We start from the raw sequence: 26,945 nt of genomic DNA, 5'->3' as shown, positions 1-26,945 counted from the left end.
TTTGGAAACCTATCACAGGAATGTAATAAGGCGCTGGATGTTTACTCTACACATATGTTTCCAAAGTTTTAAAATATTACAAAGATTTAGGTTGTGTAGCAAATGGAGATGGAGAATGGATTTCTGATAAAGGTTGGAAATGGCCAACGAAATCAGGGCGTATTACAGGTACATTTGATGAAATTCATAATAACAAACCGCATAATGCTGTAGATATTGGAGCCATGACTGCTGGAAAACCAGGAGACCCTGTATGGTCGATGGAAGCAGGAATAGTTACAGCTCAAACAGGATATGTAAACTACGGTGGTCTAGGTGTCTATATTGACCATGGAAATGGCATTGTATCCCGTTATTTACACTTGAGTAAGATTTCAGTTACTCCAGGAACTATGGTAACAAAAGGACAAATTATCGGGGAAATGGGTGGTTCTAACTATGTTGGTGGTGTTCTGAACATGCTTGGATACGCTGTCCATTTAGATTTCCAAATTCGTATAAACGATCAACCGATGGATCCAATGAAGTTCTTTAAGAAAAATGATGATCCAGGGTTATCATCTGGTGGTTCTCCTACCATGACAAATGCTAAACGACAAAAGGTACTGGAAGAAGCGAAAAAATGGCTAGGGCAAGGAAAAGTCAGATATGTATTAGGAGACCGTAATCCACCAGGTGGCTCTTCAGATTGCTCAGGATTTACGCAGTATGTCTTTAGAACAAGCATAGGTGTACAACTTGGAGATTGGACAGGTGCTCAAGTCGGACAAGGTAAACAAGTACCAGATATCAATCATGCACAACCAGGGGATCTTATTTTCTATGAAAACCCAGGGCACGTTGCAATTTATATGGGGAATCAAAGAATGATTCATATTGGTGATAATAAAGGTGTACAAATTACAGGTCTAAACTATACGGCAAGAGGTCAACATATGACGCAAATTCGTAATGTTATAGACTGATTTGGGATGTGAAGAAATGAAGAAAGTCATGAATGTGTTAGCGAATCTGCCTCGTAAGTACTTAGTTATATTGGGGATTATTGTGTTGGTAGTAGGCGTTGCTACTTATAATACGATTCATCGTTACATGATGAAATCTCAAGTACAAGAGGAAGAGCAAGTCAATCAAGATGAAATCGAGATGCTTGGAGATAAGCCAAAGGGATTTGATACAAAAGAAGAGGAATATATCGCAAAGACAAAAACTGTAGAGGATTTACTACGAAAAATTTCTAATAGTAGTTATGATGTACCGTACTTGTTTACAAAGGCTGGATTTGGTATTGAACCAATGAAAATGACAAGCAATGAGCGTATGCTTGCTACAGAAGCTGTACAACGATATTTCCTAAATGGGGATAAGTTTTACAATGCGCGAATTACCAAAATTGACCGTGGGAAAAAAGTAGATACGTTTCATATTGAAGTTTTAATTCAACAGGTAAACTTCTTAGAACCACGACAATTTAAAGTGCAGGTAAACAAATATGCACAAATTGTAACACCAATTGCACAAATTCCACATGGACAAGAAGAAGTACCTGTGGATTAAGAAGGAAATGAGGGTTGTGGAGAAAAACACAACCCTTTTATAAAAAAATAAAGAGTACCTAAAATTATTTATTGAATATTCATAATTTTCTGATATAATAAAACCATGGTTAAAAGAAATTTGTATATAACGCTAAATGAAATGGATATGGAGGAATACAAATGAGAATGTTAATTGGTACTGCTGCGAATTTTGTTTCGGGGTATTATATAGGACGAAATTCTGGATTATTAGGAACGTTGCTTGGCTGGGCTTTTCTGTTGGGTGGTGGCTATCTGTTAATAGAAAATTGGGATAGTATCACAGTATGGATGCATAGTTTGAATATTGTACAAGGACTAGATGGTTACGAAGACATGAGCAATGGCTTTATTTTTATATGCTTGGTAGTAAGTGGCTTTATTCTCATCTTGTTGTCACCAATTTTCGTTATATTATTAGTAATTTGTTTCGTATTAATGAATATTGTAGCTTGTACACTTGTGTTATTAACATCACCAAGTACGTACATAAAGAAGAAAGATAAGGAGAGTGAATGGGAATGAGTACAATTCTAGTTTTAGGTGGATCAAATGGAAGAACGTTAGAGAAGTTGGCCAAAAAAAGAGATTGCCAGGTTATTTTCCATGATGGGAAAAATCACGGAGGCGTAAAGAAAACCTTTCGAAGTGTTATAAAAAAATGTGATGTTATTGTCATTCAAAAAGGTGCATGTGGCCATGTATCTATTGATGTAGCAAAAGAGTACGCAAAGAAGTATGATGTCCCCCTTTTATTTAATCAAGGATTTGGTGGAACTGGTGCGCTTGAAATGGGATTAAAGCATTTGAAGGTTGCATGAGGTTTGATACATATCTATGGAATTATAATTGTTAAATTAATATATAGCATTTATAAAGAGGACGGAGGAAGCTAGTGTTTAAAGATATATATGTATTATTTCCACCAGAAGGGAAAGAAAGCATTGAATTTCAATTCTTTTTAGATATAGAGGGAGAGAAGTTTTACGAATATTATAAGGAAAAATATAAAGACCCTATGTCCGATGTATCTGCATATTTTCCAATGTTTCAAAATACGTATGAATCCTATTTAGAAAGATTTTTGTACCCGTATGTAAGTAGCTTTAAAGAAATTCGATTAGGACGGGATACATGGGAAAATGAAGGTATTTGGTTTGGTATTCATCAAGACGGAAGGGAACTGGGGATTCTTTTGCCTAGAGTTGATTTTACGTATTACAAAGGAGCTTTATCCTACAAAAATTGGCGAACAAAATAACTGTACAAAGTCTTTATTTACATACAAAAAAAGGAGAAATGAGAATGACACAAACAGCCGCATATCGTTATACAGTTCCGTCAGTAGATGGAGAAGGATGGGGGGTATTTTTATATGATCAATCCGGAGTTTTTACAGCTGTTACAGACTTCGGTAACTTTGCTCATTGGTTTTCATTAGGAAGAAACAAAAGTATAGAAGATTACATAATTAGCCGAAGACCGGATCAGATACTTTGCAAAATTGCAAAAGAAGATGTGATTGATATTGAAGGAACCATTACTTATATCAAAAAGAATTTGCTATATGATCGCAGAGAAGGGCGCTTTACAGAAGATGATGCAAGGACAGAATGGAAGCTTATTGAGGAATTACAGGTAGATTTGGAAGATTACTCAAATGAAGTAGCATTTCAATATTGGTACGACAAAACAAAGATACAATTTGACGACGGTTTTTTTCAGTACAAATATCCAAGTGCAGCTGTTCGATTTTCAAATGAAACATTTGTGAGATTTCAAGAGAAATTGAAGATGGAATTAAAAGAGACACAAGCATAAGACGGGGGTGAGCTTATGAAAGAAGGTCTTTATTACGAAGATATCAGAAACGGTGAGATTTTAAAATGTAAGACGTTTACAAGATCTTGTTATCTATTTGAAACATGTAATGGTGAACTAATTGAACGTGTAAAAACAAACCACTATAAGAGAATAACAAGTAAGAAGAAAATTGCTATATTTGAAGGGGAAAACCGTGAAAAGAAATTAAAAAAGCCGCGAAATAGGAAGGAAAGGGTAGAGTTTCTTATCAAAAAAATGGGTTTTGATGTCATCGGTAGCTCATTGGTATCTATGACAGACAAGGATGTTAAATATCTATTTGAAGGAGCATATCTAACATACAAAGATAAGAAAGACTATCAAACCCCTGAATATAGACTTCCTAAATGCCTTGTTTGCGAATGTGAAACGGTCATTCATTGGGATTGTAGTTGTGGCCATGCAATTATTGATGAAAACGATACATCATTACAAGCATTAAAAGATAGTGGAGAGTATGTTGAAATACGAAATAGTCTCTGCACTAAATAAAAAAAGTAAAATATAAACACTAGATTTTTAACAAAAGCGTTATTTGGATACAAAAGGAGGAGCCAGAAATGAATAGTTACAAATTGTGGTTAGATGGTGACGAGGAATTTAAACATACAGAATTAGGAGAAACGCCAGGTAAAGCAAAGTATCAATTTTATAAGTACTTACAAGATGGGGTTTGGGAAACGGATTTTAAAACATTTTTGAAATATGTGAGATGTAGAAAAGTAAGAACTGCTGATATTACATGTATGTTTGGAGATAAAAAGCAATTTGAACGTATGTGTGAGTTGAGAGGGATCAAATTTGCTTATCAAGGCATGAAAGTTGAAGTATGTGGACAAGCGGGAATTATTGTTGGAAGTACATCGGGCTCAAATTTAAAGGTCGCTTTTTATAGTGATCCGTGGGCTGCCTATAATTGTCATCCGTATTATGAAACGGTATATTACGATAAAAATGGAAATATTGTTGCTGACTATCGCAAAGAAGTAGCAACAGTTTAATCGAAAAGGTGGAATGAGAGATGGAACTATTAAAAACTCAACAATGTCCGTATTGTAAGTCAATTGTAGAAGATTGTCACGCTAAATGGGAAGATGGTAGTCACGAGGTAGAATGCGATTCATGCAACAAAAAATATCAAGTACAAACAATTTATGATTTTAAGGGTTTTGAAGTTCAAAAGATTTGTGATCAGTGCAACGAGGTGGAAGAAGAGTGTTATTGTAATGCAGAGGGAACTGAAAAATGATTATAAAAAGAAAATTGCATACCAAAATGCCACTATTATTATTCTAAAATTCCATTATAAATGAATATGAAACTACAATGTTTTAAGTTTGAAATACTAATAAAAAATTAAAAGGACCCGAAAAGGATAACAGAGGCCCTTCTACAAAAGTGCATAAGAGGAAAACAATGATTACCAATATAGTATCAATGAATTCGATTAATTTCTAGGTGCTAGGTATTGAGAAATATATGTTAGAAATACTGTTAACATAGCGTATGTAAAAACCATAATGAAAGAAATATTCTTACCTTATGTACGGATATTTTTTGGGTAAGTAAAAAAGAGCGCTATTGAAGTAGACTTATAAAAGTTTTTTTACTTATTGTTACTGCGATCAGCAGTAGCGAAAACATAATGAAAGTGGAGGATGGAATTAAGAATATGAGTAGTGGTATTAAATATAAATCGGGTTTCGTCATTTTGATTTATTTTGTTATGACACAATTTGTAGGGATAATAGGTGTACTTTTGCTAGCAAAGACAGGTTGGTATGATATTCAGGGAAACCAACAACAAGCAATTCAACAACTTCTTGTGCATTGGGAACTAATTGGTTTTTCACTTATGCTGATAATCATTTTTCTTATATATAGAAAAGAATTAATAAACGATCCAAAGTTATCGATTAAATTATCAAGAAAATCATTCATATGGATTTTAGTTGGGATCATATTCGTATTTTTTGCGCAGGTGGTTGGTAGTGTATTAGATAAAAGTGTATTTCAGCTAACTACGCAATCAGCAAATACGTCTAATACAGTCGCTGCTGCAGCAATATCTCCTGTGGCACTTATTTCAATTGTTCTTCTTGCACCGTTAGTAGAAGAGTTTGTTTTTCGTTATGCGGCCATAAACATTTTAATGTCCAAGTTTAAGCAAACTTGGAGCATACTAATAAGCGCATTGTTCTTTTCTATTATGCATTTTGATTTTCCATTTGTATTTGGATATTTTTTAATTGGTTTTATACTAGCTGTAGTATATGTGCGTACTAATAGGCTACTAGTATCATTTGTTGTTCATGCTAGTATGAACTTAATTGTTGTTATACTCCAAATTTCTTGATGAAAAAGCAGTGGATTCGCACATCTTACTAGTGATTTAGTTTTTTATGTTTATGAATTCTAAAATTATGGTAAGATTAATAAGACTACATTTGAAAATGTGGGTTCAAGTTGCTGTATTGACTGAATTGCACCAAAAAAACCAATTCCATTACACGGGAATTGGTTTTTTTGGTGTGTGTTGTTAGCATAATTATTGACGGCCTAAAGGAGATTTGTTTCTTTGTAGTTTAGTATAACTTAGATAAAAAGAAAATTCAAAAACAAAATGATGAATCTTTACATATTTTTAAATTACAACACAAAAATGTAAAGATATGGTTTATAATAAGTGGTGAAACACTCTCCTATGTTTCTAGTGACTGTAATTTTTATCTGTTTTTGGTGCGAAATCTGTTGATAGATTTTGCACTTTTTTTTAATGTTTAATAGGATCAGAATGATATAGTGCCCCTATTTCTTGTAAACTCCTTTTCTCCATATCCACTCAATAGGACCATAACGGAAATATTTACTCCAAATCTTGCTAAATAGTATTTGTACAAAAATAATTAAAAGCCCAAAGATACATAGTTTCCAGTAATATACATGTGAGACATCTTTAAAGCACCACGAAAGAATGACAAGTGTAAGTATGCTTTGAGTGATGTAATTCGTTAAAGCATACTGGCCAACGTTCATAAAGGGGTGCAGGCATTCTATATATTTTTTATTCTCACAAACTCTCAGTAGAGTACAAATATAGAATATAGCTAGCATTTTCCCTCCAAATAGAATCCATAGTTGTACATCCTGAGAGTAATAGACATCTGTTTTTATAAAGTAGTAGATAATAGGATAAGAGAAAAGGCATGAGATACATAACGAACTCCACTGTAAAAATCTAATTTTCTTTATTAATTCCGGTACCCTTTTAAAAATATTTTTCTTACCAGCCCATAACCCTATTAAAAATAAGCCTATATATTCCGGAATTCCTATTAGTAGTTGCTGGAATTCCTGAGTCATTAGAAAGAAAAGACGTGCTTTTACTTGATGAGAATAATGTATAAATAGATTTACAGTGTGATTGGTAGTGTTACCTGTGAACATATATTGATAGTAATTTGGTACTTCAGGAATAGAAGAACTTGCTCGTAAAAATACAATAATATGTAATACATAACTAACCGTTAGGAAACTACAACCAGTTATAAAAATAAGCTTAGTAGATCGCTTATAAAAGAACAATAGAATAAATCCAGCTATAGCATACGCATGTAGAATATCTCCATACCATAGAAAGGTGAAGTGGAGTAAACCGAAGACTAGTAAAATACATAGTCTCCGGGTAAATAGCTTATACATAGGATATCCTTTTGCTTCTGTATTTTTCATAAAGATATAAAATCCTACTCCAAATAAGAGTGCGAAAATAGTGTAGAACTTTGCTTGTATAAACAAATCTACTAAAAAACGAATCGTTTTATCTGTACCGGTGTAACCTGCCTGATTAAAGGGATCTAGTCCCGTCATAGTGGGTAGATTCGCAAATAGGATACATAGTATGGCGATACCTCTTATTATGTCTAAAGAATGAATACGGGCGTTTTGTTGCATGTTAATTCTCCTTTCTTACAAAGAAAAACGAGCACTATACTAGCTAGCGCTCGAATTACGTCTTGCAAAGAATCCATCATATGTAGCAGCTGAAACAGCTCCTTCTAAACGTTCAACTTCTTCACCTCTGTTATAAGCTACAACAACTGGAGTACCTGGAATGTCGAACTCTTGAAAGGCACTTTGATTTTCTGGTGTAGAGATATCAATACGATAAATGGTTCTATCATGCTTTTTTGACATACGATAGATATCTGGTGCAGCTTTTTTACAAAAATGACAGGTAGGTTGATAGTAATACGCAATGAACTCTTCATGGGATTGTATTTTGTGCTTTAATTCTTCTTTTGAAATATCTTTTATATTCTCAGGTGATCCTTTTACATCTGCCGCAGATACAATTGTTTTTTCTGGTGTTATAGTTTCTGTTTTGACTGATTCATTCTTAGTTAAAGTAAAGATCGCGATACATGCAACGCATAAAGTTGTGATAACGGCTCCAATTTTGTAGACTTTTTTCATAGTAAATTCCTCCTTAAAGTAAAAAAAGGACAAACCTCGCCCGAGTTAACAGGGCGTAAGGTTTGTCCTTCACGCTACGTACAATAGAGTATAAACAATGGAAACAAATTTTCTATCTCTATAATACCATAAGATTTATATAGAATGCTATAAGAATTTTAAAAGAAATAGAAAGGAATAACTCAATCTATATAATTTCACGTACCAAATTTTTATAAAAAATCCAAACACCACATTACGATAAGGAGGGCAGTACATTTTTATACCTTTGGGATAGTGTGAAAAGATATCAAATTTGAATTATTAGTTTAATATTTATCATGATACAGATTAAACTAATAAAGTTGCAATTATGTTAAAATTAGGAATATATATATTATGTAGGGGGTGTATGTTAGTGCATAGAATTATAAATATTATTTTCGGAATATTATTAGTAATCTATACTATTTATTCGATTTTTATGAAAGATGGAAATGATATTCAAATCATCACCTTGTTAGTGATTGTACTTGTACTCTCAGTAATTATGGATAAAAAACAGGTAGGTAAGTCTTAGTATAAGGTTTGAAGGCATAACAACAGTGCATTATAGCTGTTGTTATGCCGTTTTATTTATAATAAGGGGGATGAGTGTGAAAATATTAAAATATACGTTATTTATTCTTTTGTTTTTTGGCCCTATAAATGTTATTAATGCTGCTACCTCTAATACTGATTCGGAATTTTATACTATCTTGTTGAGAGACGAGGTAGTATATGAAGATTTCCAAAAAATATTACAGGAAAGTAACATAGAGATTGTTTACTCTATTCAAGAAGTTGGAATGTTGCAAGTAAAAGCTAGTGAAAATAGCATGAAGAAACTTGGTGTTAGTTCTTTTGTAAAGACATATGGTAAGTCAATAAGAACAGTAAAATCAAGTTTTGACTATCAATCATCTATTGATGAAAATAAAACAAATACTCAATGGGACATGGATAAGGTAACAAATAATGGCGAGAGCTACAAAATATTTCCTGGTACTAAAAATGTTGGTGTAGCTATTATTGATAGTGGTTTAGATATTGAACATCCTGATTTAAAAAATAATGTACTTGATGGATCAAAAAATTTTGTTCCAGTCGGTGGATTTAGGGGAGAGGAGTTAAATGAAAATGGAGAAAGAGATCGTATAGATGATTTGTTAGGACACGGAACAGAGGTTGCTGGACAAGTTGCAGCAAACGGTTTGATAAAAGGTGTAGCACCAGGCGTTGGTATTAAAGCATATAGAGTGTTTGGAGAAAGAGAAGCTGAAACAATTTGGATAATAAAAGCGATTGTAGAAGCTGCGAAAGATAATTCTGATGTGATTAATTTGAGTTTAGGAGATTATCTTCTAGAGGGAGAATATATTTTAAACGGTAAGAAAATTGCTTCCGATCTTCCTGAAATTGAAGGGTACAAGAGAGCTATTAAATTTGCGAGTCGGTTAGGAAGTGTTGTGGTTGCAGCTGCTGGAAATGAGGGTTTGAATGTAAGGAATCAAAATCAGATGAATGATTTCTTTAAAAAACATTTAGAAATTTACGATTTAGGAGATATTAGTTTCAAAGGTGTGGTTCGTGATATTCCAGCTGATTTGCCAGGGGTTGTATCGGTCTCTTCTATAGGGAATGATAATACCCTTTCGGTATTTACTAACTATGGGAATAGATTTACTGATATAGTAGCACCAGGTGGGGATAATAAATTACTGAACCAATATGGTGGAGAGGTCTGGTATAAAAATAAAATGTATGAGAGAGAGCATGTTTTAACAACTGCTCCAAATGGGGAATATGTATATCAGTTTGGTAATTCTGTAGCAGCTCCGAAAGTTTCAGGTGCTTTAGCACTAATTATTGATAAACAGAATTTAAAGAATAGACCTAATGAGTCTATTAGATATCTATATAAATATGGTGTAGATAAAGAAGGGAACCATTTTGGAAATGGCATTCTTAATGTATACAAAATTGTTTCTAGCTAAAGATTTGATTCAGAGTGCTTAGTTTGTATAATAAAAAAAGTGATTCGTAATGAATCACTTTTTCTTTTATTATCGCGGGATACATGAATAAATAGTTGCTGATTGGTAAATTAGAATGAAACCTCTACCATTCCAGTTACAAAGTCCAGCACCAGCTGCAAGTGCCGATAAACAAGCCGCTATTATTGCTGGCACTCCGAAATAAGCAGCAATGGCAGCGATGGCAGCGCCAGCTAATATCATTTTTTGGAGTTTAATAGTTTGATCGTTTGAGAATTTATAAACCCCACCCCTTGGTGTTGCTGCTGATTGAAAATCCAATTGACTAGTGGATGTAGAAAGGTTTGTTCTAGGTAAATTGATATCGAGTAGGCTGCTTCCGAAAGAGATTTCACCTTTCTGAACCATCTCATTAAGTTGTCCAATAGTTGATTCGAAACTATCAAATGCCTCTTCACTTACACCAGCTTCTGAAGCAGATGTGTAGTAGTTTTTGATGAGACCAGCTTCAGTAATAATAGCTTTTTCCTCAAGATCGGATTTAGCAATTTCCATTCCAAGTTTAAAACCTTTGTCTGTATCTTGGACATTAATCGGATCTCCGAAATTTGAAATAAGTTTGTTGTAACTTTCTTCAGAAAGTGGTTCGCACTTGTTGCAATCATCACCTTGTTCATATGCAACTTTATTTCTTTCATATGAGGTTTGAGCAAAGCTGTAACTTGGTAGTAGTGAAGTGACTAGAGAAGCACTTAAAACGCCTATAATTATTTTTGACTTTAATTTTGAACCTCGCATTTTATCACCTTTCCTTTTTACAAAATTAGAACAATCAGTAAATATTAGAACAAATGACTAATAATTGATATGGGGACCCCAATTTTTTTATTAATAAATGATGAATTGAAAATAAAATTATATTTCCATTCGTTTGAAAAATAATGCTATTTTACCGGTATTTTCTAGCACGCTTCCAATACTAACTTACAAATATATCAAAATAAACAATTTTCAGATAAAAAAATCTACAAAATAATTCGACACCACCCCTTAAAACTATATCCTTACTGGGGTTATACTGATTTTTATATAAATAATTGCATCTTTACAATCTAACGATTTACCGATACCTTTTACGTCAATTGATAAAAATTAAATTAAATATTCTGAATATTGTTTATAAAATTGTTTTTTACAACTTATTACAATTAAACTTTGTTATGATTGTTTTTATATAAACTGAATAAAGGAGATTATGATATGATAATTCTGAATAATGAAAAAGTTACTAAGCTATTAAATGAATGGTATAAGGTTATTTTATCTAAGCAAATAACAAAAGCGACAAGAATGAAAGAAGAAGTTGATGAAAAGATTAGTGTCTTAATGGTCGAACAAAACCGAGATCTACAAGATCAAAATCTCTTATTGTATTATTCTCTATTGGATTATAGTTATAAAGTGTTAATAAATAAATCATATGTAACTCGTAGTGATTTTGATGCAGTTGAAAAACTTACAACAAAAACTATTGATGAGTATTTAAAATACTACTACCATTTCTATAAAGCTGTGCATAACACCATGATCGCTAACTATATGGAAGCTATGGAGCAATTTGAAGAAGCGGAACGACTTTTAGAGTATATTCCTAATGACATTGAAAAAGCTGAATTTAATTATAAACTTGGTGAACTATATTACCATCTTCAACAACCTTTATTAACAATTAAGCATGTAATGAAAGCAAAAGACATATACAAAAAGTATGAAGATTATGTAATAAATCAAATTGAATGTGATACAATTCTGGGATTAGCAAGTGTCACTTTAAGTCAGTTTGAACAAGGAGAAGAACTTTTTGTTAAGTGTTTGGATATGGCTAAAAAACATAACTGCACTCGACTAATTACCTTAATTCAATACAACTTAGGTTTTCTTTATGCAAAACAAGGTATATCCGCAACTGCAATTCGACATTTACTGGATGTGTATAAATCTGAAAAACCATATCATAAAACTGTATTCTTACTGGCTCGAGAACATTTCAAAGTAAATGAAATTGAAAAAGCACAAGAATTTTTGACTCAAGGCTTTGAATTAGCTGATGTTGAATATACACATCATTTACGAATACTTCGAGCACAATACGATGAAAATTATAAACAGAATCTAGAAACAACGATTGCAGATGGACTAGATTACTTTGAATCCCAAAAACTTTATGGATTTATGGAAGAGTACTCTGGAATTTTAGCGAAAAAACTTTATCAAGAAGGTAATCATGAGAAGGCTAGCCAATACTTTAATATATCTTATGATGCTAAAGAATTACTTCAGAAGGGAAGTGCGTTAAAATGAAAAAAGTACTAATAGGATTTTTTAGTTTTGCTGCTGTTTTAACTATTGGAAGTTTTGCAGAATCTTATACATCACAAGCTGATCATGGTAGACCGCCTGCACCGCAACGACCAGATTATGTTTCTAGTTATGAAAATAAGGCACATGGAAATACTGGAGTGGTTGCTCTTGACCATGGTAGACCGCCTGCACCAGCATACGAATACAGTGATGTTTATACTGATCATGGGGAACATATTTAAATACCTAAAAAAGAGGACGCTGTGGCGCCCTCTATTTTTGTAATATCATACATTACGACCATATTAATTTAGAAATAACATAAGTAGCAACAGGGAGAAAAAACATAAGAGAAAGTGTTCCATGATTCTACGGGCATCGTACATACCTTGCCTAAGTTTCGTTAATAACATCGAATGCAAACAAAAAGGAATATATCTATAATTGATGAGAGGTCTCCTGAATAAACTGACCTTTTCCTTTGAATTCCGCAAAAAATTTGGTGTCTATAATTCCAAAAGCGACTTTACACGGAAATGGGTTTTTATCTTCTGAAGCAGCATGCATACAAGAAAGTACCCAATGTTCTAATTCTAAGGGTAAGCGATACACTTGGATACTACTATCATTGTTTTTCACTGTCACGATCGGTGCATTTATCCTGGTTGCAGCAAAACCATCCGTTGTTATCATTGGTACTGCATCATTAGCTTGAAAACCAGCGTTTAACACCTCATAAATGATCCCATCTTTCTTATTAATAATCATAGGTATATTTAGAATGGGATATCTATTAATATTATTATGAATAATTGCTCCTGCGGCGTTCTTTCTTAACTGATTTCCTTGCATTTTTACACTCCTTTTTAATAATCCAAACGTGATTACATTAATTCATTCTATTTTACATCTATTATATTAGAAAATTGTAGTTTTATCTTATTATAAAAAGCATCCGTACATATAACAGCTCTATTTGAAGGATCGATATCAACAACGGTCATATAACTAGTGAGTAAATAACCATCCTCATAATATGTAATCATTATTTCCTCTTCAGATACTAAGGAACATAATAGCATGTTTTCAATTCGTTCTTTTTCCTCAGTTGTTAAGATCGGACGGGTTACTTTGTTTTGTTCCTTAATCATTTCACGTATCCCATCAAATTGAGATGTTAATGCAGCAAACGGATTCCATTTGACCATTTTATCAAGACTTTTTTTCGATTATTGTAGCGATATTAATGCCTCTATCGTTGTATACATATCTTCATACATAATTCTCTTTATAATAGATTTCTATATTTTAAAGTTTGTTAAGCAATTATTACATTTTGATAAACCTGGAAAATTAAAACACCTATGTAAGGTGTTTTTAATACACTGGGATTTTATATGCCAACTTAAGTACCTTTACAGTGGTGTTTAAATACAATGGTATGAGTAGTTACCATTGTATTTAAGTGTTCAATAAATATCAGAATAACGAAGGGGTTTGGCTGATGAAGAACAATATTAAAGGATTAATTGAATATGGCGAACGTATTCCACATTTTCATAAAGATTTCCCCATAATTTTATTTTGGAGTCACAGAAGTGGTTGCACTTCTCTGGCGAATTGGTTTTTCTTCCAAATTGGGTTATATGAGGAAGCAATGAAATATGCACCGTTCATTCATTACTATGAATCTGAAATATACAAAAATAAAGTTGATTACTACACAAATTTAGAAATGCAACTCTTGGAACTAAGTAAGGATACCATAAAACTTGTGCGCAACCCTTATAAAAGAGCTGTAAGCTCATTTTTAATACTTTATGACAACCCTTACGCCTCGAAACAATGGGAACAGATTAGAGAATATTTTTATAATGATAAAAATGAATCGAAAGGAATTTCATTTAAACAATTTTTATATTATGTAAAAGAAATAGGGGCTAAATCCATTCTGTTAGATCAACATTTTTCACAACAATATATTGAGGGAGAAGAAAAGGTCATCAAACAAAATATAAAACTAGAGAATTTTAATACAATAATTCCGCAGCTGGAGAAAGAATATGGATTACTTTCTTCTGATATATCACTCCTTACAAACTCCAATCACCATAGGGCACATCAAATGATTCATAAAGGAAATTATGCAGATGATGATATTACAAATCCACACTTCCCTTCATTACCAACCTATCGAAGTTTTTATGATGAAGAAGCTCTAAACCTTGTTTCAGAAATATTTACTGACGATTTTGAAGCATATGGATATAAGAAGAATGGAATTAATTTTTAACTAATATACCTATCACCCGACTATGTATAGAGTCTCTTTAAAAACTATAACCACTATGAAAAGCCAGCGGTATGGAAGGGGAATTATAATGAGCATTTCTATTATAATGATGGGTTTCATCATAGGGGGATTGGTTGGAGTAACAGGGATAGGTGGGGCCGCATTACTGACTCCATTTCTTCTAACATTAGGCATAAGTCCTTCTGTAGCTGTTGGAACGGATCTAGTATATAATTCTATCACTAAAATGTTTGGAATATCCCAACACTGGAAACAGAAAACCATCAATTTTAAACTAGTAAAATATCTAGCTATTGGGAGTTTACCTAGTGCAATTATCGCAGTAATAATAATTCATTTCTTGCCAATTTTTCATGATAATCGAGAGGGAATTATAAAATATATATTAGGATATGTTTTAATCCTTGCGGCAATTTCTATTTTTATAAAAACATTTTTCTATAATGAATCTACACAAAGTTTTTTTCAAAAACAGACTATGGTCCAAAAAAAGAACCTAACAATTCTTATCGGTGCAATACTCGGTTTTATCGTGGGACTTACTTCCGTTGGATCAGGCTCTTTATTTGCTATTGCAATGATATATTTATATCGACTGAAACCATCCGAATTAGTAGGCACAGATATTACACATGCGTTTTTATTAGTGACGGTTGCAAGCATACTAAATATGAATTTAGGAAACGTAGATTATCTTTTATTAATTCACTTACTCATTGGTTCTATCCCAGGTGTCATACTTGGTAGTAAATTCTCCACTAAGATTCCCGTTAAACCTCTTCAAATATTTTTAGCTATCATTATTGGTGTTAGTGGACTAAAGTTAGTTATCGCTTATTAAAAATATTTCATGTTTTGCTATATAAGAATGGAGGTTCAAAATGGATCATATAGAACTATATAATTTTATATACAAGCAAGGGCGTGTCCCTCATTTTCATAAAGATTTTCCCCTCATCTTGTTTTGGAGCCAAAAAAGCGGATGTACTTCGCTAGCCCACTGGTTTTTTTATCAAATTAATTTATTTAAAGAAGCGATAAAGTACAATCCGTTCATTCACAACTATGAGTATGAAGTATATAAGAACTCTACACATTATTTAGCACAATTAGCTAATGGATTACAAACTAAAGAGAAGAAGACGTACAAACTAGTAAGAAATCCTTATAGAAGGGCAGTAAGTTCTTTTGTTGCTCTGGTTCCACCACCAAATATTGAAAATCCCGTATGGAAACCCATTCGGCAATTTCTGTATGGTGATGAAACTTGCAATAAACCCATTTCCTTTAAACTATTTTTGTATTACTTAAAAGCACACATGACAAAATTAGATCAAGTAGATCCTCACTTTACACAACAATATATACAAGGAGAAGAAGAATTTGTTACAAACTATATCCATCTAGAAAATTTTAACACAGGTATTTCGAAGCTAGAAGAGGTATATAAATTAAAAAAATCACCATTAGATCTATTATCAAAATCTTGGCATTATCAAGGGAGTAAGATGATTTACAAAGGAGTTTATGCAGACGCTGATATTACAACCCCTGTTTTTCCACGATTACCTACTTATGATAGTTTTTATGACGCAGAAACAATTCAGTTGGTTCAAGAGGTATTTGCAAAAGATTTTAATATGTATCATTATGATTTAAATTCTATTTCTTAAAATAAAAATGTTCAAATCCTGCTTTATTAAGGGTGTTATTTTACAACTGATAGGACGATATCACATATTTATAAATTTTCATAAACCTTTCCTAAATCTTTTTTCAGTTGTGTTTTTAAGTGCTCATTTTCACTTTCTAATAGCTTGTTCTTATATTTTAAAAGATTGAGCTTATTCTTTAAAGTTTCTATGATTACATCCTTGGAGGCATCCGATGTCCTTCTTTTTATATTCTTAAAATCATGTATGCCTTCTTGCTGTTGACGTAAGTCTTCAATCGTTTTTCTGATTAAGGGTTCTCTATATAAATATGCTTTTGAAACCTGTGCTTTTTCTGAAACTGAATTAAAATTAATTTTTTGTCCTTCTTTAACCATTAACTGTATTACTTCATTCACTCTATATTGTGTTTCCCTCTTTTTTTTAGAGGCATGATTCAATAACCCCGTTGTATTCGGATGTTTGTTAACCATCAATTTTTCTTTCCTCTCCTATATATTCTCGTTTATGTTTCGGCATACCGAAAATTCCAATTTCATTTTTCAATGAATCCCTAATTTCCTTATACTTATTAAGTTTTGGTTGAATCAATTCAATAGAACGAATACGACCGCTAGTTTGATACTTTATAATATCTTCTTCCATCTTTGATATCTGCGCATTATAGTAATCTAAAAATGTTGTATCTACATGAAAACTCCTACAATTATTTTTAATACAAGGGGTTTCTAAAGAATAATCTAAGAATTCACAGCTAACCTTAGGACTCTTTATGCATAATCCATGATCCAAACGAATAGAGTCCATGTTATGGCGAATCCATTCTAGTTCCAAACCGTTTTCTTCTGCCTGCTCAGGGAGACTGGCTTGTATTAATTCTCCAGTTGTGTCAATACGCACTGAGTTTTGAACTTTTTCCCATTCCCTACGAAGAGTGTTATCTGAAATTTTTGCATAAGTTAATGTCATTTCAGGACTAGTATGTGCCATTAACTTTTGTACATGAAGAATATTCATACCATTATTAATTAGATTGACCCCATATCTATGTCGAAAAGCATGGTTCTTAAATAGAAATATTTCTCCATTTTTATCAAGGATTTTATATTTTTCGGCTAGTTGATTTAATGCATAGGTAACCGATTTTTGTGAAAAGGCCATCCCTCTATTTTTTCCAGTAAGAACAGGGAACAAAAATTGATTTAAGTTGTTATGATTCTTTTCATGATTGTTAATATATTCTTGTTGTATTTTAACGATTTCCACAATTTCTTCTGAAATAGGAACAATATGTTCTTTTACATTTACTTTTCGTTGATCTCCTACCAACCACCAACCATCTTGCTTATATGTTAGACAATTTAATTGTAACTGACATACATCTGAGACTCTAAATCCTGTTGCTTCCATAATGACTATTAATCGTGCAATTTCCGAATCTAAATCATGTAGATTTTCCAACACTTGCTCCCATATAAAATCTGGCACATGTTTAACATGTTCGTGATAGTTTTTCTTTTCTCTTCGAGGAAAGTCTTCGGGAAATATTAATCTGTTAACAGGGGTTTTAGGTGCTTCTTTCCATTCAAAACCTTGCATATATTCAATTATTCTTCTGACATTTGAAAGGCACTCTATTACATGACGATTACTAGGAACACGATTTTTCGTATAACTCTTTCCTCCCATTTCACGATTTCTAACATAAAATAAAAAATCTTCAATGTCCTGTCTTTGTAGATTCTGTAAATCTATCCACTTTGGATACGTTTCTACAATGTAATCAAAAAACAAATACATTTTCTTTAAAATATTTTGGGCGGTGGCAAAGGTAATTTGTTGGTGTATAAGTAATGTTTGATTTACATACTTTTTAACTAATTCCCGAAAGGGAAATTTTATACTGGTGAAATTAAGAAATCTGTCTCTTCGAGACATATTATATGGAATCCCTAGTCTTTTTATATTCCATTTATCTTTTTGATGTTCAGGTCGTTCGTCATAATAATTAGAGAAAAAATCATATAAACTTTTACATACTCCAAGATAAGGTGAAATAAATTCTCCTCCACGATGATGGGGGTATTTTAACGGCTTATTATTTTCAGTTAGATATAATTTGTATTCATCTAATAATGTAGTGTAAGGAATATCAATTATCGATGTGACTTGAGGGAATTTTTCGACTAAAAATTTTGAAAGAAAGTACATTTTATAAAAATGTTTCTCCATAAAGCTGGATAAAAGCCAAATTTCATTGGTTAAAGAATAAAAAGAATAGTACTTTATCTCCAGTTTAATATATTCATTACTAATTTTATTGAAATCAACAATTTTTTTTGTTTCTTTAATTTTTCCTCTTCTATCTGGCAGGGGAAACTCTTCGATTTTCCATTCATCTAAAGCCCAATAACCTTTAAGGTCGTTCATAACTTTACGTTGTATTTTATTGGAATTAATAGCTACGATATTCATTTTCTCATTCTCCTATGCTGCTGGGCTTCATCCCAGTACTTTCTTATAGTTTCTTCTGAAGGATGAATATACATATTTAAAGTAGTTTGTACCTGGGCATGTCCTAATAATTTTTGAATGATACCAGCGTCCATGCCTAGATCATAAAGTTGTGTTGCACATGTATGTCTAAGTGTATGAGCGGTAAAGTTTATTTTCGTTTTTTTAGACAATATACGTATAACAGCTTGCAAAGCCCAATATTGCATTGGTTGCCCTTTATTTTTCCCTTTTAAATTAATAAACACATGGTTAGAATCTACATCATTAGTATGGTAATCGATAATATAATCTTGGAATAAATTCATTGTTTCATTTGATACATATACTTTTCTTTTTTCTCCAGCTTGTGTTTTAGATTCTCTAACAGTGATACTACCATCATTGATATTGAAGTCCTCTATCCATAAACTTAATAACTCAGAAGCTCTTAATCCTCCTTCATATAAAATACGAATTATTAACTCATCTCTTATGTTATTACATGCTATATGAATTAATTCGGCCTGCTTAGTAGTAATGGTTTTTATTTTTCTTTTAGGTTCCTTAAGTTTTAAGATATTAATTTTGGTTGTTGGGGTATGTGTTATATGATCTAAAAATTTACGATACTTCCGCCTTGTATTATGGACTTCTTTTGTAACTTTGGATTTTACATTAAATAAAATTTGACCACTACGCCATTGGTAGTCCAAAAATTCAATAACACAATTAGCGATTAAGTTAACGGAAGATTCAGTTCTTTTAGCGTGCGCTAACTTCTTTGTGTCATTTAAATAGATAGTATTCATATCATCTGTTGATTTTCTTAACCAATGAATAAATTCTGTTAATAAACTTATATCCACTTCTCTGTAATCTTTATTCTTTTCGTTTAGAAAACACCAGAATATTTTCAAATGATAACAGTATGTTTTAAGTGTATTAGGTGCTTTTCCTAAAGAATCCTTATGTTTTATAAATTTCATGATTGGGATAACTGGTTCACCCTTGTTATGTAAAACCATCCAACGTTCTTCCCCAAACGATGTAATAATACTTTGTACTTTAAACATTTTTCCACCTCCAACTGTTCAATCTATCTATACTATAAATACTATCTCTTTTTTACTATTATTATAGCTTCTACAAAGAGACAAAAAAAGAGAACTACCTATCGTTGTATACGTTATCTCTACTCATATATTATACTATTGTTAACACCATTCCGCGCCCCTTTGGCATATTAGCGTTGCTCATTTTTTGTGTCCTCCTATCAGTGTGTTTCTATATCTAGCTGTGGCGCTATGCGTGTAGGAAATTCCCCGCAATATGCTGTTCTTTCCAAACCTTGTGCGTATTTCATCCATTACTTTTGTTAATTTTACTTCTTGTTCTCGCTGCGTTAGGTTATCAAAAAGAGAAATTTGTTCCTCTCCTTCTTGGATTAGGTTCGTTAGAGAAATACTTATGCTGCGAATGGGTTCTCCAGTATATTGTTGATGTAAAAAGTATGTACAGATCTTATAAATATCCATTGTTAGGTTAGTTGGACGACTTAAAGTATGTGTTTTTCTAATACCACCGTTATAACTCTTGCTATAACCGACTGAAAAATGAACGGTTTGAGCAAGTTTATTTTGTCTTCTAAGCCGATAACAAACTTCTTCAATATGTTCCAGTAGAATAATCGGAAATTCCTCTATTGTGTAATCGCGCATGAGTATTTGGCTTTTCCCAACAGAAGTTGTGGCAGGAACATATTTTTCTGAAATGCGACTAAAGTCAATTCCGTAGCTATGTAAGTGTAATTCTTCTCCAATCTTACCGAAGCTCTGTTTTAAGTATTTAAGAGGGTAATTGGCTAAATCTCCTATAGAATGTATTCCTTTTCGATTCAACTTTTCTTCCGTTTTGTACGAAATGCCCCAAAATGTATTAAGCGGTCGTATGCTCCATAATTTTGTTGGGACATCTTCATATTTCCAATAAGCAATACCGTTTTGATTCTTCTTTGCTTCAATATCTAAAGCTACTTTGCTCATTAAAGGGTTAGGGCCAATCCCTATTGTGCATTCGATTCGTGTTTTCGCATATATTTCACGTTTAAATTTCAATGCGAATTCATAGGGATCGTTAGCAAATAAATGAATACTATCCGTAATATCCATGAAAAACTCATCGATGGAATATTGGTGAAAATCCTCAATAGGAACGTACTGTAAAGCTAGCTTTGTTATGTAATTAGAGCATTTAATGTATGTTCCCATAATCGGATTTACAACAATAATGTCTTTTCTGCGAGGAATCTCGTATAATCTGGCCATCTTCTTTACACCCAATGCTTTTAATGGTGGAGTGGCAGCTAGAACAATTGATCCATTTCTATTTACATCACCGACTACTGCCAATTTTGTATACATAGGATCTAACCCCATTTTGATGCAACTTACTGAAGCGTAAAAGCTACGTAAATCCACACATAAGATGATTCTATTCGGTAAGATAGAATAGTCATACACTGTTATTCCTCCCTAAATCAAAAGAACGTTTGTTCTTATTATATACGAACTTGCGTTCTTTTATAAAGAGTTTTTGTTTAAAAATAATTTTTTGCAAAGAAAAGACACTCTTATACGAGTGTCTTTCAGATATTCTGCTTGTGGGAGCAGCAATTCTAACACAAATCAGCAATAAGAGGGAATAGATATATATCCTCTTACTATTGATTAAAGGCACGAAACATAAAAGAAGAGACACTATGCAGTGTCTCTTCTTTTATGTTGATTTAGCTCTAAAGAAAATGTAGTGATTAATCAAAAATCGTTGGATGCTTCTTGGTTAATTTTATTATAACAATAATCTAAATGTTTATATATAAAGATTTAGATTTATTAAGATGTACTTTTCGATTGATACTTTTTGTTTTATGCACAACAAGAATATTGAAAAGGGGCTGATAAGAATATCAAACCCTATTGACTATGTAAAATTATTTCACTGCCTCTTTTAATTCTTTTCCAGCCTTAAAAGCAGGTGCTTTTGAAGCCGCAATTTGCATTTCTTCTCCTGTTTGTGGGTTACGTCCTGTACGTGCAGATCTTTCACGTACTTCGAATGTACCAAATCCAAGAATTTGTACTTTCTCTTCGTTAGCTAGAGCGCTTGTTATCGTATCTAATACAGCTTGTGTTGCTGCAGCTGCATCTTTTTGTGTAAGTTCTGTTTTTTCCGCTACTACTTTTGTTAATTCTGTCTTATTCATTTTTGCACCTCTTCATATGTAATTAGGTGACTATTATAACTTGTGTATACTTATGATGCAATTAATACTGTATACACAAGTTGTCCCCTAGCAAGAGCCAGGGGGGAATTTTGTGTGGTAGTAAGAAAGAAAATTATGTTCATCGTACAATTTATATTGTAACATCTCCATTAAATGATAAAAATTGTTTATTCTAAAATGAAAAATATCCCTCTGATTCATTTCATCTTAGAAGGATATTTCCAATCTTTTTCTTTTCTATTATTTAAAGCGGGTTTAGATAAATTTGTTGGAAGTGTTTGCTTTTCTATTTTAGCTATTCTCTCATCAAGTTTTTCAATAGCTTCTTTTGTTTCTTTCAGTTCTAATTTAATTTCTGTCAGTAAGCGAAGTATTGCATCTCCTTTTGTCATTTTCAACAGTAATCGCTCCTTTACTTAATAAAACGGAAATAACCTATTTATAGATATATAATAGCATTACTATTGAATCCCTAACAATTTAATTATAAAAAGGAATATATATACAGGAAGAAAAAACGTTATACCACAGATTATAATGCGTACAAAGTGAGCTAGAAAAAATAATGACTTACGCTAAATTCTAAAGAAAGAGAAAACAAGATAAAAGACGACAAAGCAATTTAGAGATATAATTGTAGTATTGCATGCAGAGGATACCAGAAAAACATCATTGAATTCGCTTGTTCATATGTAATTATTAGTTAGAAAAAAGAAAAGGTGGTATAAACATGAAATCAACGGGTGTTACACGAAAAATAGATGAATTAGGGCGAATTGTTCTTCCGAAAGAGTTAAGAAGAACGTTAGGAATTGCAGAAAAAGATCCTATGGAAATATTTGTAGAAGAAGAAAAGATTATTTTACAGAAATACAAAACTTATGATGCTTGTGCAATAACTGGTGATATTTCAGAAAAAAATATATCATTGGCAAATGGTCAAATCGTTTTAAGTCCTAAAGGGGCTGAAATTTTAATTAAGCAAATCCAACAACAGTTAGTTAAGTAAGTTCATTCTTCCTATTGCATATAATTAAGAAAAGCCATCTATATTGATGGCTTTTCTTTGTGACATTGAATAGTACATTTTACAAACAAAGTTTATTGCATATTAAAAAAAGAGCACCTACGCTAAGAGTATGCGAGATTTTATATAGTTTTTTGGCTAATTCAGTAACAAACGAGAAACCTAAAACCGCGCCATAATAGAGATGTATAAAAAATGTATAAGTCCATAGTGTAGCTTTAAAATAAAGTTTGATTAAAAGTCACTCTAAACTCTTAATTTCACTGCATATAAAAAGCTATCGTTTTGAATAAAGATTGATCAAAACGATAGCTTTCTTTTATTTTTAGAACTGTTTTTATAAAAAAGTTTGATTAATTTAATGCTTCTTATGTCACTAATGCACCTGTTTGTTTAAATATTATTTAAAAAAGTTCTTTATTTATAGTGCTATATTCAAATTAAATAAATCATTAATAACATGTTTTATGTTGTCTCCTGGTATACCTAAATCGTTTAATACCATAGTGTAATTAAGCCACTCTAAAGCTAATAAATCAAGAATTACCAATGAATTCAGTTCTTTATCAATATTACCATGTGCATAGTTGTTCCTTTGTTTTGCAATTCTTTCAGCCATATCTCCATAGGTAGGTTTTTCTAGATTATTTATACTGTATAAGTTTTTAATAAATAATTCTAGAACATTATCGAATTTATTAAAAGCCCAATTGATTTTTTCCTCTAGAGTCATATCACTATTTAATACAAATTTTTTATAGCTTTTAAAGAACTTTTTCTTTTTCCCAGTGTTTATTTCTATCTTTTCATCTAAGAAGGTTAAAAGCTCTTCTTTTTGAACCCTGTATTTATCTTCACTATTTTTACTTTCATCTTTAAAGGATAATTTAAATTGCCATTCAAACCCTGCCGTGATCATTATAAAACGTGACGCTGTAATTCTCCTTCTATCAATTGAGTTTTCAGGTATATGGGTGAGATAGATTTTATTTTGTACAAGCATGTTAAATAAATTCCCGATATTCTCTTCTATTAGTGGAAATTGAATGATTCTATTACGGATGATTTTTTCTGATTCTTCAAAAATATCATCTTTAATTATAAAGACTTGTCCTATCTTATCGTATAGACCTGTTTCGTCATCTCTTTTTTTAAGATATATTGAATCAACAGATATATTTCTTCTATACGAGATAAAAGCTAGGAAGTCATTTAAAATACTTATTAAATGATATAATTTTTCGTAATCATCGGTCTCTTCAAACTCAAAGTTTAAAGAAGTAAACAAGTGAAGAGGTGAAGTATCCATATCTTTAATATTGCGTGTAATGTTTAAATCTCCATTTACTGTTGTACTGTTAAATGTAAAGCTAAACTTTTTTTCTAATGATTCAAACGGTTTAATATCAACAGTCGTTTGACCTGTCTTATGATCATAGTTGTAGTCATATGCATTTCGAACATTATAAAACCAATTCAGTTCTTCTGCGTTTATTTGAAGTGCATCGAATGGTGATTCATCTTTATTAAAAATAATATACCAAAAAACCTTGCATCCATAGGATTTAAATGTTCTTTTTCTCACGTTACCTACATGGAAGATTATTTCCTTGCCATTAAAATCTTTTCCACGTAAAACATTGGTTTCATCCTTTTTAGGATTAATACCAAATAATTCTTTAAAATCTTCCTCAAACACTTTATCTCGATTTTCAATTTCCTCGATTTCAAGTGTAAAATCTTTCAGTTTAAATAAACATTTTTTATTATTATGATTCATAAATCCTGATATCATTTGTTTCAACCCCCCTTGTATTATTAAGCCTACCAAAATAATTTCCGTTAAAGCAATAATATCGCAACATTATTCAAAACATCGCGACTTTATTTCAAATCAACACATAGAACGAAAAAATTAAGTAATTATTTTTTATTGTTTTGCTCTGTATTTATATCAAATGTTTATAATTTGTGATAAAATGTTATTAACGGATAACAAAAAGTGTTATCCTTGAATAAATTATTGTATGACTGAGAACACTAGTCTTAATATTGGATGTGGTTTTATTGGCAGCATTCAACGGAGCTACACAGGCCCAGGTTGAAGATATTTTAAAGAAGATTGTTGATTGCATTAATCGGGGAAATGACCATTTTATCCTTTTAGCACAAAGAGATAAGAATGAAGCTACTTTGTTGGAATTAGGATTTAGACCCGCAGATGTAAGACGGATTGTTGAAGAAGAACTAACTTATGAAGATTATTACAGAGGACCAAATCCAAATGGTAGCAGTAATGTTCCCCCACGATTGCGAAGTAGTGATATGTGGGAATTTGGAAAGGTTGTTACTGGAAATAAAACGATGGAAGTTTATATTAAGTTTAGTTTTATTGAAGACAATGATGGTCCTTTTACCTGTTGTGTTTCTTTTCATGAACCAGATCGTACAATCACATACCCCCTCAAGGAATCATGAGGGGGCATGAAAAACAGGAGGAAAAAGATATGACGTTACAATTAAAATTCTGTGTTCATTGTTTTGAACGAACTCCGGTTGAACATAAAATTGTTAAAGATAAAGTTGAATTGCATGGCGAAACTATCATATATGATGCTGAACGTTATGAGTGTACTAAATGTGGACAGTACACAGATAACGATGAATTAACAGATAGAAACTATAATAAGATTTATCGTAAATATCAGGAAAAGAAAGATATGCTAAAAGCAGAAGATTTTTATTATGTTCGTAAGGAACTTTATCAGGTTAGTACGCGTGTAATGGCTAAATTAATTGGATGGAGCCCGGCTACTATCTCTCGATATGAACATGGAAGTTTACAGACGAAAAAACATGATACTCATTTTAAAACATATTTAGATCCACGCGCGATGAAACGAGCATTTGATAATTATCGTGATGAACTTGAAGATAAACCTAAAAAAGCACTTGAAGAAAGATTATCTTTTTTATTAGATACAGTAAAATCGGGTGAGTTATTAAAGGGATTAGATGATAGGCTTACTTTATTAAATATAGAAAATATAGATGATGAATGGCAAATGACTTCTATAGAATCAGTAGAGAAGTTTTTTATTATAAAAGGGCAAGAATTTAATGAGAGAGATGAAGACGATTTAAGAGTTTCTCCTTTAAAACTTCAGAAATTAATGTATTTTGCTCAGGGATGGAGCCACGCTTTCACTGGACACGATTTATTTGAAGATAATTTCCAAGCATGGCAACATGGTCCAGTAATACCTGATTTATACCATCGCTATAAATCATATGGTTCGAAGAGAATTGATAAGGATTTTAATGTATCTATCCATGATTTAGGTTTAACATCTGATCAGTTGAGTATATTACATTGGATATGGGATAAATATAGTAAATTTGAAGCGAAATTTTTAGAAGACTTAACACATATGGAGTACCCTTGGCGAAAAACGCGCGCAGATTTAACTGATGATGCGAGTTGCGATTGGGTAATTGAAAAAGAAGATATTCATCATTTCTTTGATTCAATGTATAGAACATTAAAATTACTACAGAGAAATTAATCTAAAGTTTATGTAGTCTGTGATAAATAAAAATCGATAATTATGTAAATGAGCTGTCCAAATGGATGGCTTATTTTATTTTTTGTTTAGCGTGTTTTTTCCGATATGCTAGCGGTACACCTAATTTTAAAAAATATAATCAGGCTATTTTTTAATAGAATGATACTTAATTTAAAATAAATTTTAGTGATTGACATAATAATCTCTAGAATGCTACGGTTTTAATGGTAAAGTAATAAGAGGTTTAATGTTTAGATATTACGTATATGATACTAAAGACGCCTGAATACTATT

General features: G+C 31.9%; 30 protein-coding genes and 1 pseudogene. 19 read left to right on the top strand and 12 right to left on the bottom strand.

What is annotated here, in order from left to right:
* Positions 1-47: 47 nt before the first annotated feature.
* The 10 genes and pseudogenes from NST86_RS32685 to NST86_RS32640 form a co-directional block, all read left to right on the top strand.
* Positions 48-965: pseudogene (locus tag NST86_RS32685) on the top strand (peptidoglycan DD-metalloendopeptidase family protein); the annotation flags it as partial.
* A gap of 16 nt (positions 966-981) precedes the next feature.
* Positions 982-1,557 (top strand): hypothetical protein, encoded by a 576-nt coding sequence (locus NST86_RS32680; protein WP_000757467.1) that lies wholly within the window; start codon positions 982-984, stop codon positions 1,555-1,557.
* 161 nt (positions 1,558-1,718) lie between these two features.
* Positions 1,719-2,102: a hypothetical protein gene (locus NST86_RS32675; RefSeq protein WP_001242521.1), complete on the top strand. Its 384-nt coding sequence runs from the start codon at positions 1,719-1,721 to the stop codon at positions 2,100-2,102.
* Complete coding sequence (locus NST86_RS32670; protein ID WP_073541001.1) at positions 2,093-2,398, top strand: DUF2325 domain-containing protein; 306 nt, start codon at positions 2,093-2,095, stop codon at positions 2,396-2,398. The genes NST86_RS32675 and NST86_RS32670 overlap by 10 nt, the downstream gene beginning before the upstream one ends.
* Positions 2,399-2,472: 74 nt before the next feature.
* Positions 2,473-2,838, top strand: a complete 366-nt coding sequence (locus NST86_RS32665; RefSeq protein WP_073542995.1) for a hypothetical protein — start codon at positions 2,473-2,475, stop codon at positions 2,836-2,838.
* Between the two features lie 44 nt (positions 2,839-2,882).
* On the top strand, positions 2,883-3,398 hold the full coding sequence (locus NST86_RS32660; RefSeq protein ID WP_340935361.1) for a hypothetical protein: 516 nt from the start codon (positions 2,883-2,885) through the stop codon (positions 3,396-3,398).
* A 15-nt stretch (positions 3,399-3,413) separates the two neighbouring features.
* Positions 3,414-3,932, top strand: coding sequence for a hypothetical protein (locus NST86_RS32655; RefSeq protein WP_340935360.1), 519 nt, complete (start codon positions 3,414-3,416; stop codon positions 3,930-3,932).
* A 68-nt stretch (positions 3,933-4,000) separates the two neighbouring features.
* Positions 4,001-4,441: a hypothetical protein gene (locus NST86_RS32650; protein ID WP_340935359.1), complete on the top strand. Its 441-nt coding sequence runs from the start codon at positions 4,001-4,003 to the stop codon at positions 4,439-4,441.
* A gap of 20 nt (positions 4,442-4,461) precedes the next feature.
* A complete protein-coding gene (locus NST86_RS32645; protein ID WP_340935358.1) occupies positions 4,462-4,689 on the top strand; it encodes a hypothetical protein in 228 nt (75 codons plus the stop codon).
* Between the two features lie 423 nt (positions 4,690-5,112).
* A complete protein-coding gene (locus tag NST86_RS32640) occupies positions 5,113-5,796 on the top strand; it encodes a CPBP family intramembrane glutamic endopeptidase (RefSeq protein WP_325834903.1) in 684 nt (227 codons plus the stop codon).
* 452 nt (positions 5,797-6,248) lie between these two features.
* On the opposite strand, the gene NST86_RS32635 is transcribed toward NST86_RS32640, so the two are convergent.
* Positions 6,249-7,394 carry a DUF418 domain-containing protein gene (locus tag NST86_RS32635; protein ID WP_340935357.1) on the bottom strand — a complete coding sequence of 382 codons (1,146 nt, stop codon included), beginning with the start codon at positions 7,392-7,394 and terminating at the stop codon, positions 6,249-6,251.
* Between the two features lie 39 nt (positions 7,395-7,433).
* A complete protein-coding gene (locus NST86_RS32630) occupies positions 7,434-7,916 on the bottom strand; it encodes a thioredoxin family protein (RefSeq protein ID WP_340935356.1) in 483 nt (160 codons plus the stop codon).
* A 629-nt stretch (positions 7,917-8,545) separates the two neighbouring features.
* Here NST86_RS32630 and NST86_RS32625 point away from each other — a divergent pair.
* Positions 8,546-9,931, top strand: coding sequence for a S8 family peptidase (locus NST86_RS32625; protein WP_340935355.1), 1,386 nt, complete (start codon positions 8,546-8,548; stop codon positions 9,929-9,931).
* A gap of 69 nt (positions 9,932-10,000) precedes the next feature.
* Here the strand turns inward: NST86_RS32625 and NST86_RS32620 are convergent, their stop codons facing one another.
* Positions 10,001-10,729 carry a hypothetical protein gene (locus NST86_RS32620; protein ID WP_340935354.1) on the bottom strand — a complete coding sequence of 243 codons (729 nt, stop codon included), beginning with the start codon at positions 10,727-10,729 and terminating at the stop codon, positions 10,001-10,003.
* 462 nt (positions 10,730-11,191) lie between these two features.
* On the opposite strand from NST86_RS32620, the gene NST86_RS32615 reads away from it, so the two are divergent.
* Positions 11,192-12,292, top strand: coding sequence for a response regulator aspartate phosphatase (locus NST86_RS32615; RefSeq protein ID WP_000584820.1), 1,101 nt, complete (start codon positions 11,192-11,194; stop codon positions 12,290-12,292).
* Positions 12,289-12,534, top strand: a complete 246-nt coding sequence (locus NST86_RS32610; protein WP_000756627.1) for a hypothetical protein — start codon at positions 12,289-12,291, stop codon at positions 12,532-12,534. Before NST86_RS32615 ends, NST86_RS32610 begins: the two co-directional genes overlap by 4 nt.
* A 196-nt stretch (positions 12,535-12,730) precedes the next feature.
* Here the strand turns inward: NST86_RS32610 and NST86_RS32605 are convergent, their stop codons facing one another.
* Positions 12,731-13,144: a hypothetical protein gene (locus tag NST86_RS32605; protein ID WP_340935353.1), complete on the bottom strand. Its 414-nt coding sequence runs from the start codon at positions 13,142-13,144 to the stop codon at positions 12,731-12,733.
* 47 nt (positions 13,145-13,191) lie between these two features.
* Entirely contained in the window at positions 13,192-13,500 is a 309-nt protein-coding gene (locus NST86_RS32600; RefSeq protein ID WP_340935352.1) for a YolD-like family protein, read from the bottom strand.
* Positions 13,501-13,796: 296 nt separating this feature from the next.
* Between NST86_RS32600 and NST86_RS32595 the strand changes: the two genes are divergently transcribed.
* The 3 genes from NST86_RS32595 to NST86_RS32585 all read left to right on the top strand — a co-directional run bounded on the left by NST86_RS32595 (position 13,797) and on the right by NST86_RS32585 (position 16,279).
* Positions 13,797-14,585, top strand: a complete 789-nt coding sequence (locus tag NST86_RS32595) for a sulfotransferase family 2 domain-containing protein (protein ID WP_043937167.1) — start codon at positions 13,797-13,799, stop codon at positions 14,583-14,585.
* A gap of 88 nt (positions 14,586-14,673) precedes the next feature.
* Positions 14,674-15,447 carry a sulfite exporter TauE/SafE family protein gene (locus NST86_RS32590; RefSeq protein ID WP_000027993.1) on the top strand — a complete coding sequence of 258 codons (774 nt, stop codon included), beginning with the start codon at positions 14,674-14,676 and terminating at the stop codon, positions 15,445-15,447.
* Between the two features lie 40 nt (positions 15,448-15,487).
* Entirely contained in the window at positions 15,488-16,279 is a 792-nt protein-coding gene (locus tag NST86_RS32585) for a sulfotransferase family 2 domain-containing protein (protein WP_043937166.1), read from the top strand.
* 68 nt (positions 16,280-16,347) lie between these two features.
* Here the strand turns inward: NST86_RS32585 and NST86_RS32580 are convergent, their stop codons facing one another.
* From NST86_RS32580 to NST86_RS32555, 6 genes are all read right to left on the bottom strand, one after another.
* Complete coding sequence (locus tag NST86_RS32580; protein ID WP_000247457.1) at positions 16,348-16,752, bottom strand: DUF6262 family protein; 405 nt, start codon at positions 16,750-16,752, stop codon at positions 16,348-16,350.
* On the bottom strand, positions 16,745-18,754 hold the full coding sequence (locus NST86_RS32575; RefSeq protein WP_043937165.1) for a tyrosine-type recombinase/integrase: 2,010 nt from the start codon (positions 18,752-18,754) through the stop codon (positions 16,745-16,747). Before NST86_RS32575 ends, NST86_RS32580 begins: the two co-directional genes overlap by 8 nt.
* Positions 18,751-19,848 carry a tyrosine-type recombinase/integrase gene (locus tag NST86_RS32570; protein WP_229136679.1) on the bottom strand — a complete coding sequence of 366 codons (1,098 nt, stop codon included), beginning with the start codon at positions 19,846-19,848 and terminating at the stop codon, positions 18,751-18,753. The genes NST86_RS32575 and NST86_RS32570 overlap by 4 nt, the downstream gene beginning before the upstream one ends.
* Positions 19,849-20,028: 180 nt before the next feature.
* Positions 20,029-21,294, bottom strand: coding sequence for a Y-family DNA polymerase (locus NST86_RS32565; RefSeq protein WP_340935350.1), 1,266 nt, complete (start codon positions 21,292-21,294; stop codon positions 20,029-20,031).
* 470 nt (positions 21,295-21,764) lie between these two features.
* Positions 21,765-22,037, bottom strand: coding sequence for an HU family DNA-binding protein (locus NST86_RS32560; protein ID WP_033698476.1), 273 nt, complete (start codon positions 22,035-22,037; stop codon positions 21,765-21,767).
* Positions 22,038-22,255: 218 nt separating this feature from the next.
* Complete coding sequence (locus tag NST86_RS32555; protein ID WP_002083794.1) at positions 22,256-22,450, bottom strand: hypothetical protein; 195 nt, start codon at positions 22,448-22,450, stop codon at positions 22,256-22,258.
* A gap of 338 nt (positions 22,451-22,788) precedes the next feature.
* Here NST86_RS32555 and NST86_RS32550 point away from each other — a divergent pair, with 338 nt between their 5' ends.
* A complete protein-coding gene (locus tag NST86_RS32550; protein WP_000843051.1) occupies positions 22,789-23,067 on the top strand; it encodes an AbrB/MazE/SpoVT family DNA-binding domain-containing protein in 279 nt (92 codons plus the stop codon).
* Positions 23,068-23,506: 439 nt separating this feature from the next.
* Here NST86_RS32550 and NST86_RS32545 read toward each other — a convergent pair whose 3' ends face one another.
* On the bottom strand, positions 23,507-24,880 hold the full coding sequence (locus NST86_RS32545) for a HEPN domain-containing protein (protein ID WP_340935349.1): 1,374 nt from the start codon (positions 24,878-24,880) through the stop codon (positions 23,507-23,509).
* Positions 24,881-25,143: 263 nt separating this feature from the next.
* Between NST86_RS32545 and NST86_RS32540 the strand changes: the two genes are divergently transcribed.
* Both NST86_RS32540 and NST86_RS32535 read left to right on the top strand, forming a co-directional pair.
* Positions 25,144-25,563, top strand: a complete 420-nt coding sequence (locus tag NST86_RS32540) for a type II toxin-antitoxin system MqsR family toxin (RefSeq protein ID WP_002061732.1) — start codon at positions 25,144-25,146, stop codon at positions 25,561-25,563.
* 29 nt (positions 25,564-25,592) lie between these two features.
* A complete protein-coding gene (locus tag NST86_RS32535; protein WP_033698245.1) occupies positions 25,593-26,651 on the top strand; it encodes a type II toxin-antitoxin system antitoxin SocA domain-containing protein in 1,059 nt (352 codons plus the stop codon).
* Positions 26,652-26,945 lie beyond the last annotated feature (294 nt).

Source organism: Bacillus sp. FSL L8-0199 (assembly GCF_038005705.1).
GTDB lineage: Bacteria > Bacillota > Bacilli > Bacillales > Bacillaceae_G > Bacillus_A > Bacillus_A cereus.
The sequence above is the reverse complement of the archived record's forward strand: the minus strand, read 5'-3'. Positions and strand labels throughout refer to the sequence as shown.

Excerpts from the sequence above, each read along its gene's own strand:
- NST86_RS32680 (WP_000757467.1), top strand. The coding sequence starts at position 982 with ATGAAGAAAGTCATGAATGTGTTAGCGAATCTGCCTCGTAAGTACTTA.
- NST86_RS32675 (WP_001242521.1), top strand. The coding sequence starts at position 1,719 with ATGAGAATGTTAATTGGTACTGCTGCGAATTTTGTTTCGGGGTATTAT.
- NST86_RS32670 (WP_073541001.1), top strand. The coding sequence starts at position 2,093 with ATGGGAATGAGTACAATTCTAGTTTTAGGTGGATCAAATGGAAGAACG.
- NST86_RS32660 (WP_340935361.1), top strand. The coding sequence starts at position 2,883 with ATGACACAAACAGCCGCATATCGTTATACAGTTCCGTCAGTAGATGGA.
- NST86_RS32655 (WP_340935360.1), top strand. The coding sequence starts at position 3,414 with ATGAAAGAAGGTCTTTATTACGAAGATATCAGAAACGGTGAGATTTTA.
- NST86_RS32650 (WP_340935359.1), top strand. The coding sequence starts at position 4,001 with ATGAATAGTTACAAATTGTGGTTAGATGGTGACGAGGAATTTAAACAT.
- NST86_RS32645 (WP_340935358.1), top strand. The coding sequence starts at position 4,462 with ATGGAACTATTAAAAACTCAACAATGTCCGTATTGTAAGTCAATTGTA.
- NST86_RS32640 (WP_325834903.1), top strand. The coding sequence starts at position 5,113 with ATGAGTAGTGGTATTAAATATAAATCGGGTTTCGTCATTTTGATTTAT.
- NST86_RS32635 (WP_340935357.1), bottom strand. The coding sequence starts at position 7,394 with ATGCAACAAAACGCCCGTATTCATTCTTTAGACATAATAAGAGGTATC.
- NST86_RS32630 (WP_340935356.1), bottom strand. The coding sequence starts at position 7,916 with ATGAAAAAAGTCTACAAAATTGGAGCCGTTATCACAACTTTATGCGTT.
- NST86_RS32625 (WP_340935355.1), top strand. The coding sequence starts at position 8,546 with ATGAGTGTGAAAATATTAAAATATACGTTATTTATTCTTTTGTTTTTT.
- NST86_RS32620 (WP_340935354.1), bottom strand. The coding sequence starts at position 10,729 with ATGCGAGGTTCAAAATTAAAGTCAAAAATAATTATAGGCGTTTTAAGT.
- NST86_RS32615 (WP_000584820.1), top strand. The coding sequence starts at position 11,192 with ATGATAATTCTGAATAATGAAAAAGTTACTAAGCTATTAAATGAATGG.
- NST86_RS32610 (WP_000756627.1), top strand. The coding sequence starts at position 12,289 with ATGAAAAAAGTACTAATAGGATTTTTTAGTTTTGCTGCTGTTTTAACT.
- NST86_RS32605 (WP_340935353.1), bottom strand. The coding sequence starts at position 13,144 with ATGCAAGGAAATCAGTTAAGAAAGAACGCCGCAGGAGCAATTATTCAT.
- NST86_RS32600 (WP_340935352.1), bottom strand. The coding sequence starts at position 13,500 with ATGGTCAAATGGAATCCGTTTGCTGCATTAACATCTCAATTTGATGGG.
- NST86_RS32595 (WP_043937167.1), top strand. The coding sequence starts at position 13,797 with ATGAAGAACAATATTAAAGGATTAATTGAATATGGCGAACGTATTCCA.
- NST86_RS32590 (WP_000027993.1), top strand. The coding sequence starts at position 14,674 with ATGAGCATTTCTATTATAATGATGGGTTTCATCATAGGGGGATTGGTT.
- NST86_RS32585 (WP_043937166.1), top strand. The coding sequence starts at position 15,488 with ATGGATCATATAGAACTATATAATTTTATATACAAGCAAGGGCGTGTC.
- NST86_RS32580 (WP_000247457.1), bottom strand. The coding sequence starts at position 16,752 with ATGGTTAACAAACATCCGAATACAACGGGGTTATTGAATCATGCCTCT.
- NST86_RS32575 (WP_043937165.1), bottom strand. The coding sequence starts at position 18,754 with ATGAATATCGTAGCTATTAATTCCAATAAAATACAACGTAAAGTTATG.
- NST86_RS32570 (WP_229136679.1), bottom strand. The coding sequence starts at position 19,848 with ATGTTTAAAGTACAAAGTATTATTACATCGTTTGGGGAAGAACGTTGG.
- NST86_RS32560 (WP_033698476.1), bottom strand. The coding sequence starts at position 22,037 with ATGAATAAGACAGAATTAACAAAAGTAGTAGCGGAAAAAACAGAACTT.
- NST86_RS32555 (WP_002083794.1), bottom strand. The coding sequence starts at position 22,450 with ATGACAAAAGGAGATGCAATACTTCGCTTACTGACAGAAATTAAATTA.
- NST86_RS32550 (WP_000843051.1), top strand. The coding sequence starts at position 22,789 with ATGAAATCAACGGGTGTTACACGAAAAATAGATGAATTAGGGCGAATT.
- NST86_RS32545 (WP_340935349.1), bottom strand. The coding sequence starts at position 24,880 with ATGATATCAGGATTTATGAATCATAATAATAAAAAATGTTTATTTAAA.
- NST86_RS32535 (WP_033698245.1), top strand. The coding sequence starts at position 25,593 with ATGACGTTACAATTAAAATTCTGTGTTCATTGTTTTGAACGAACTCCG.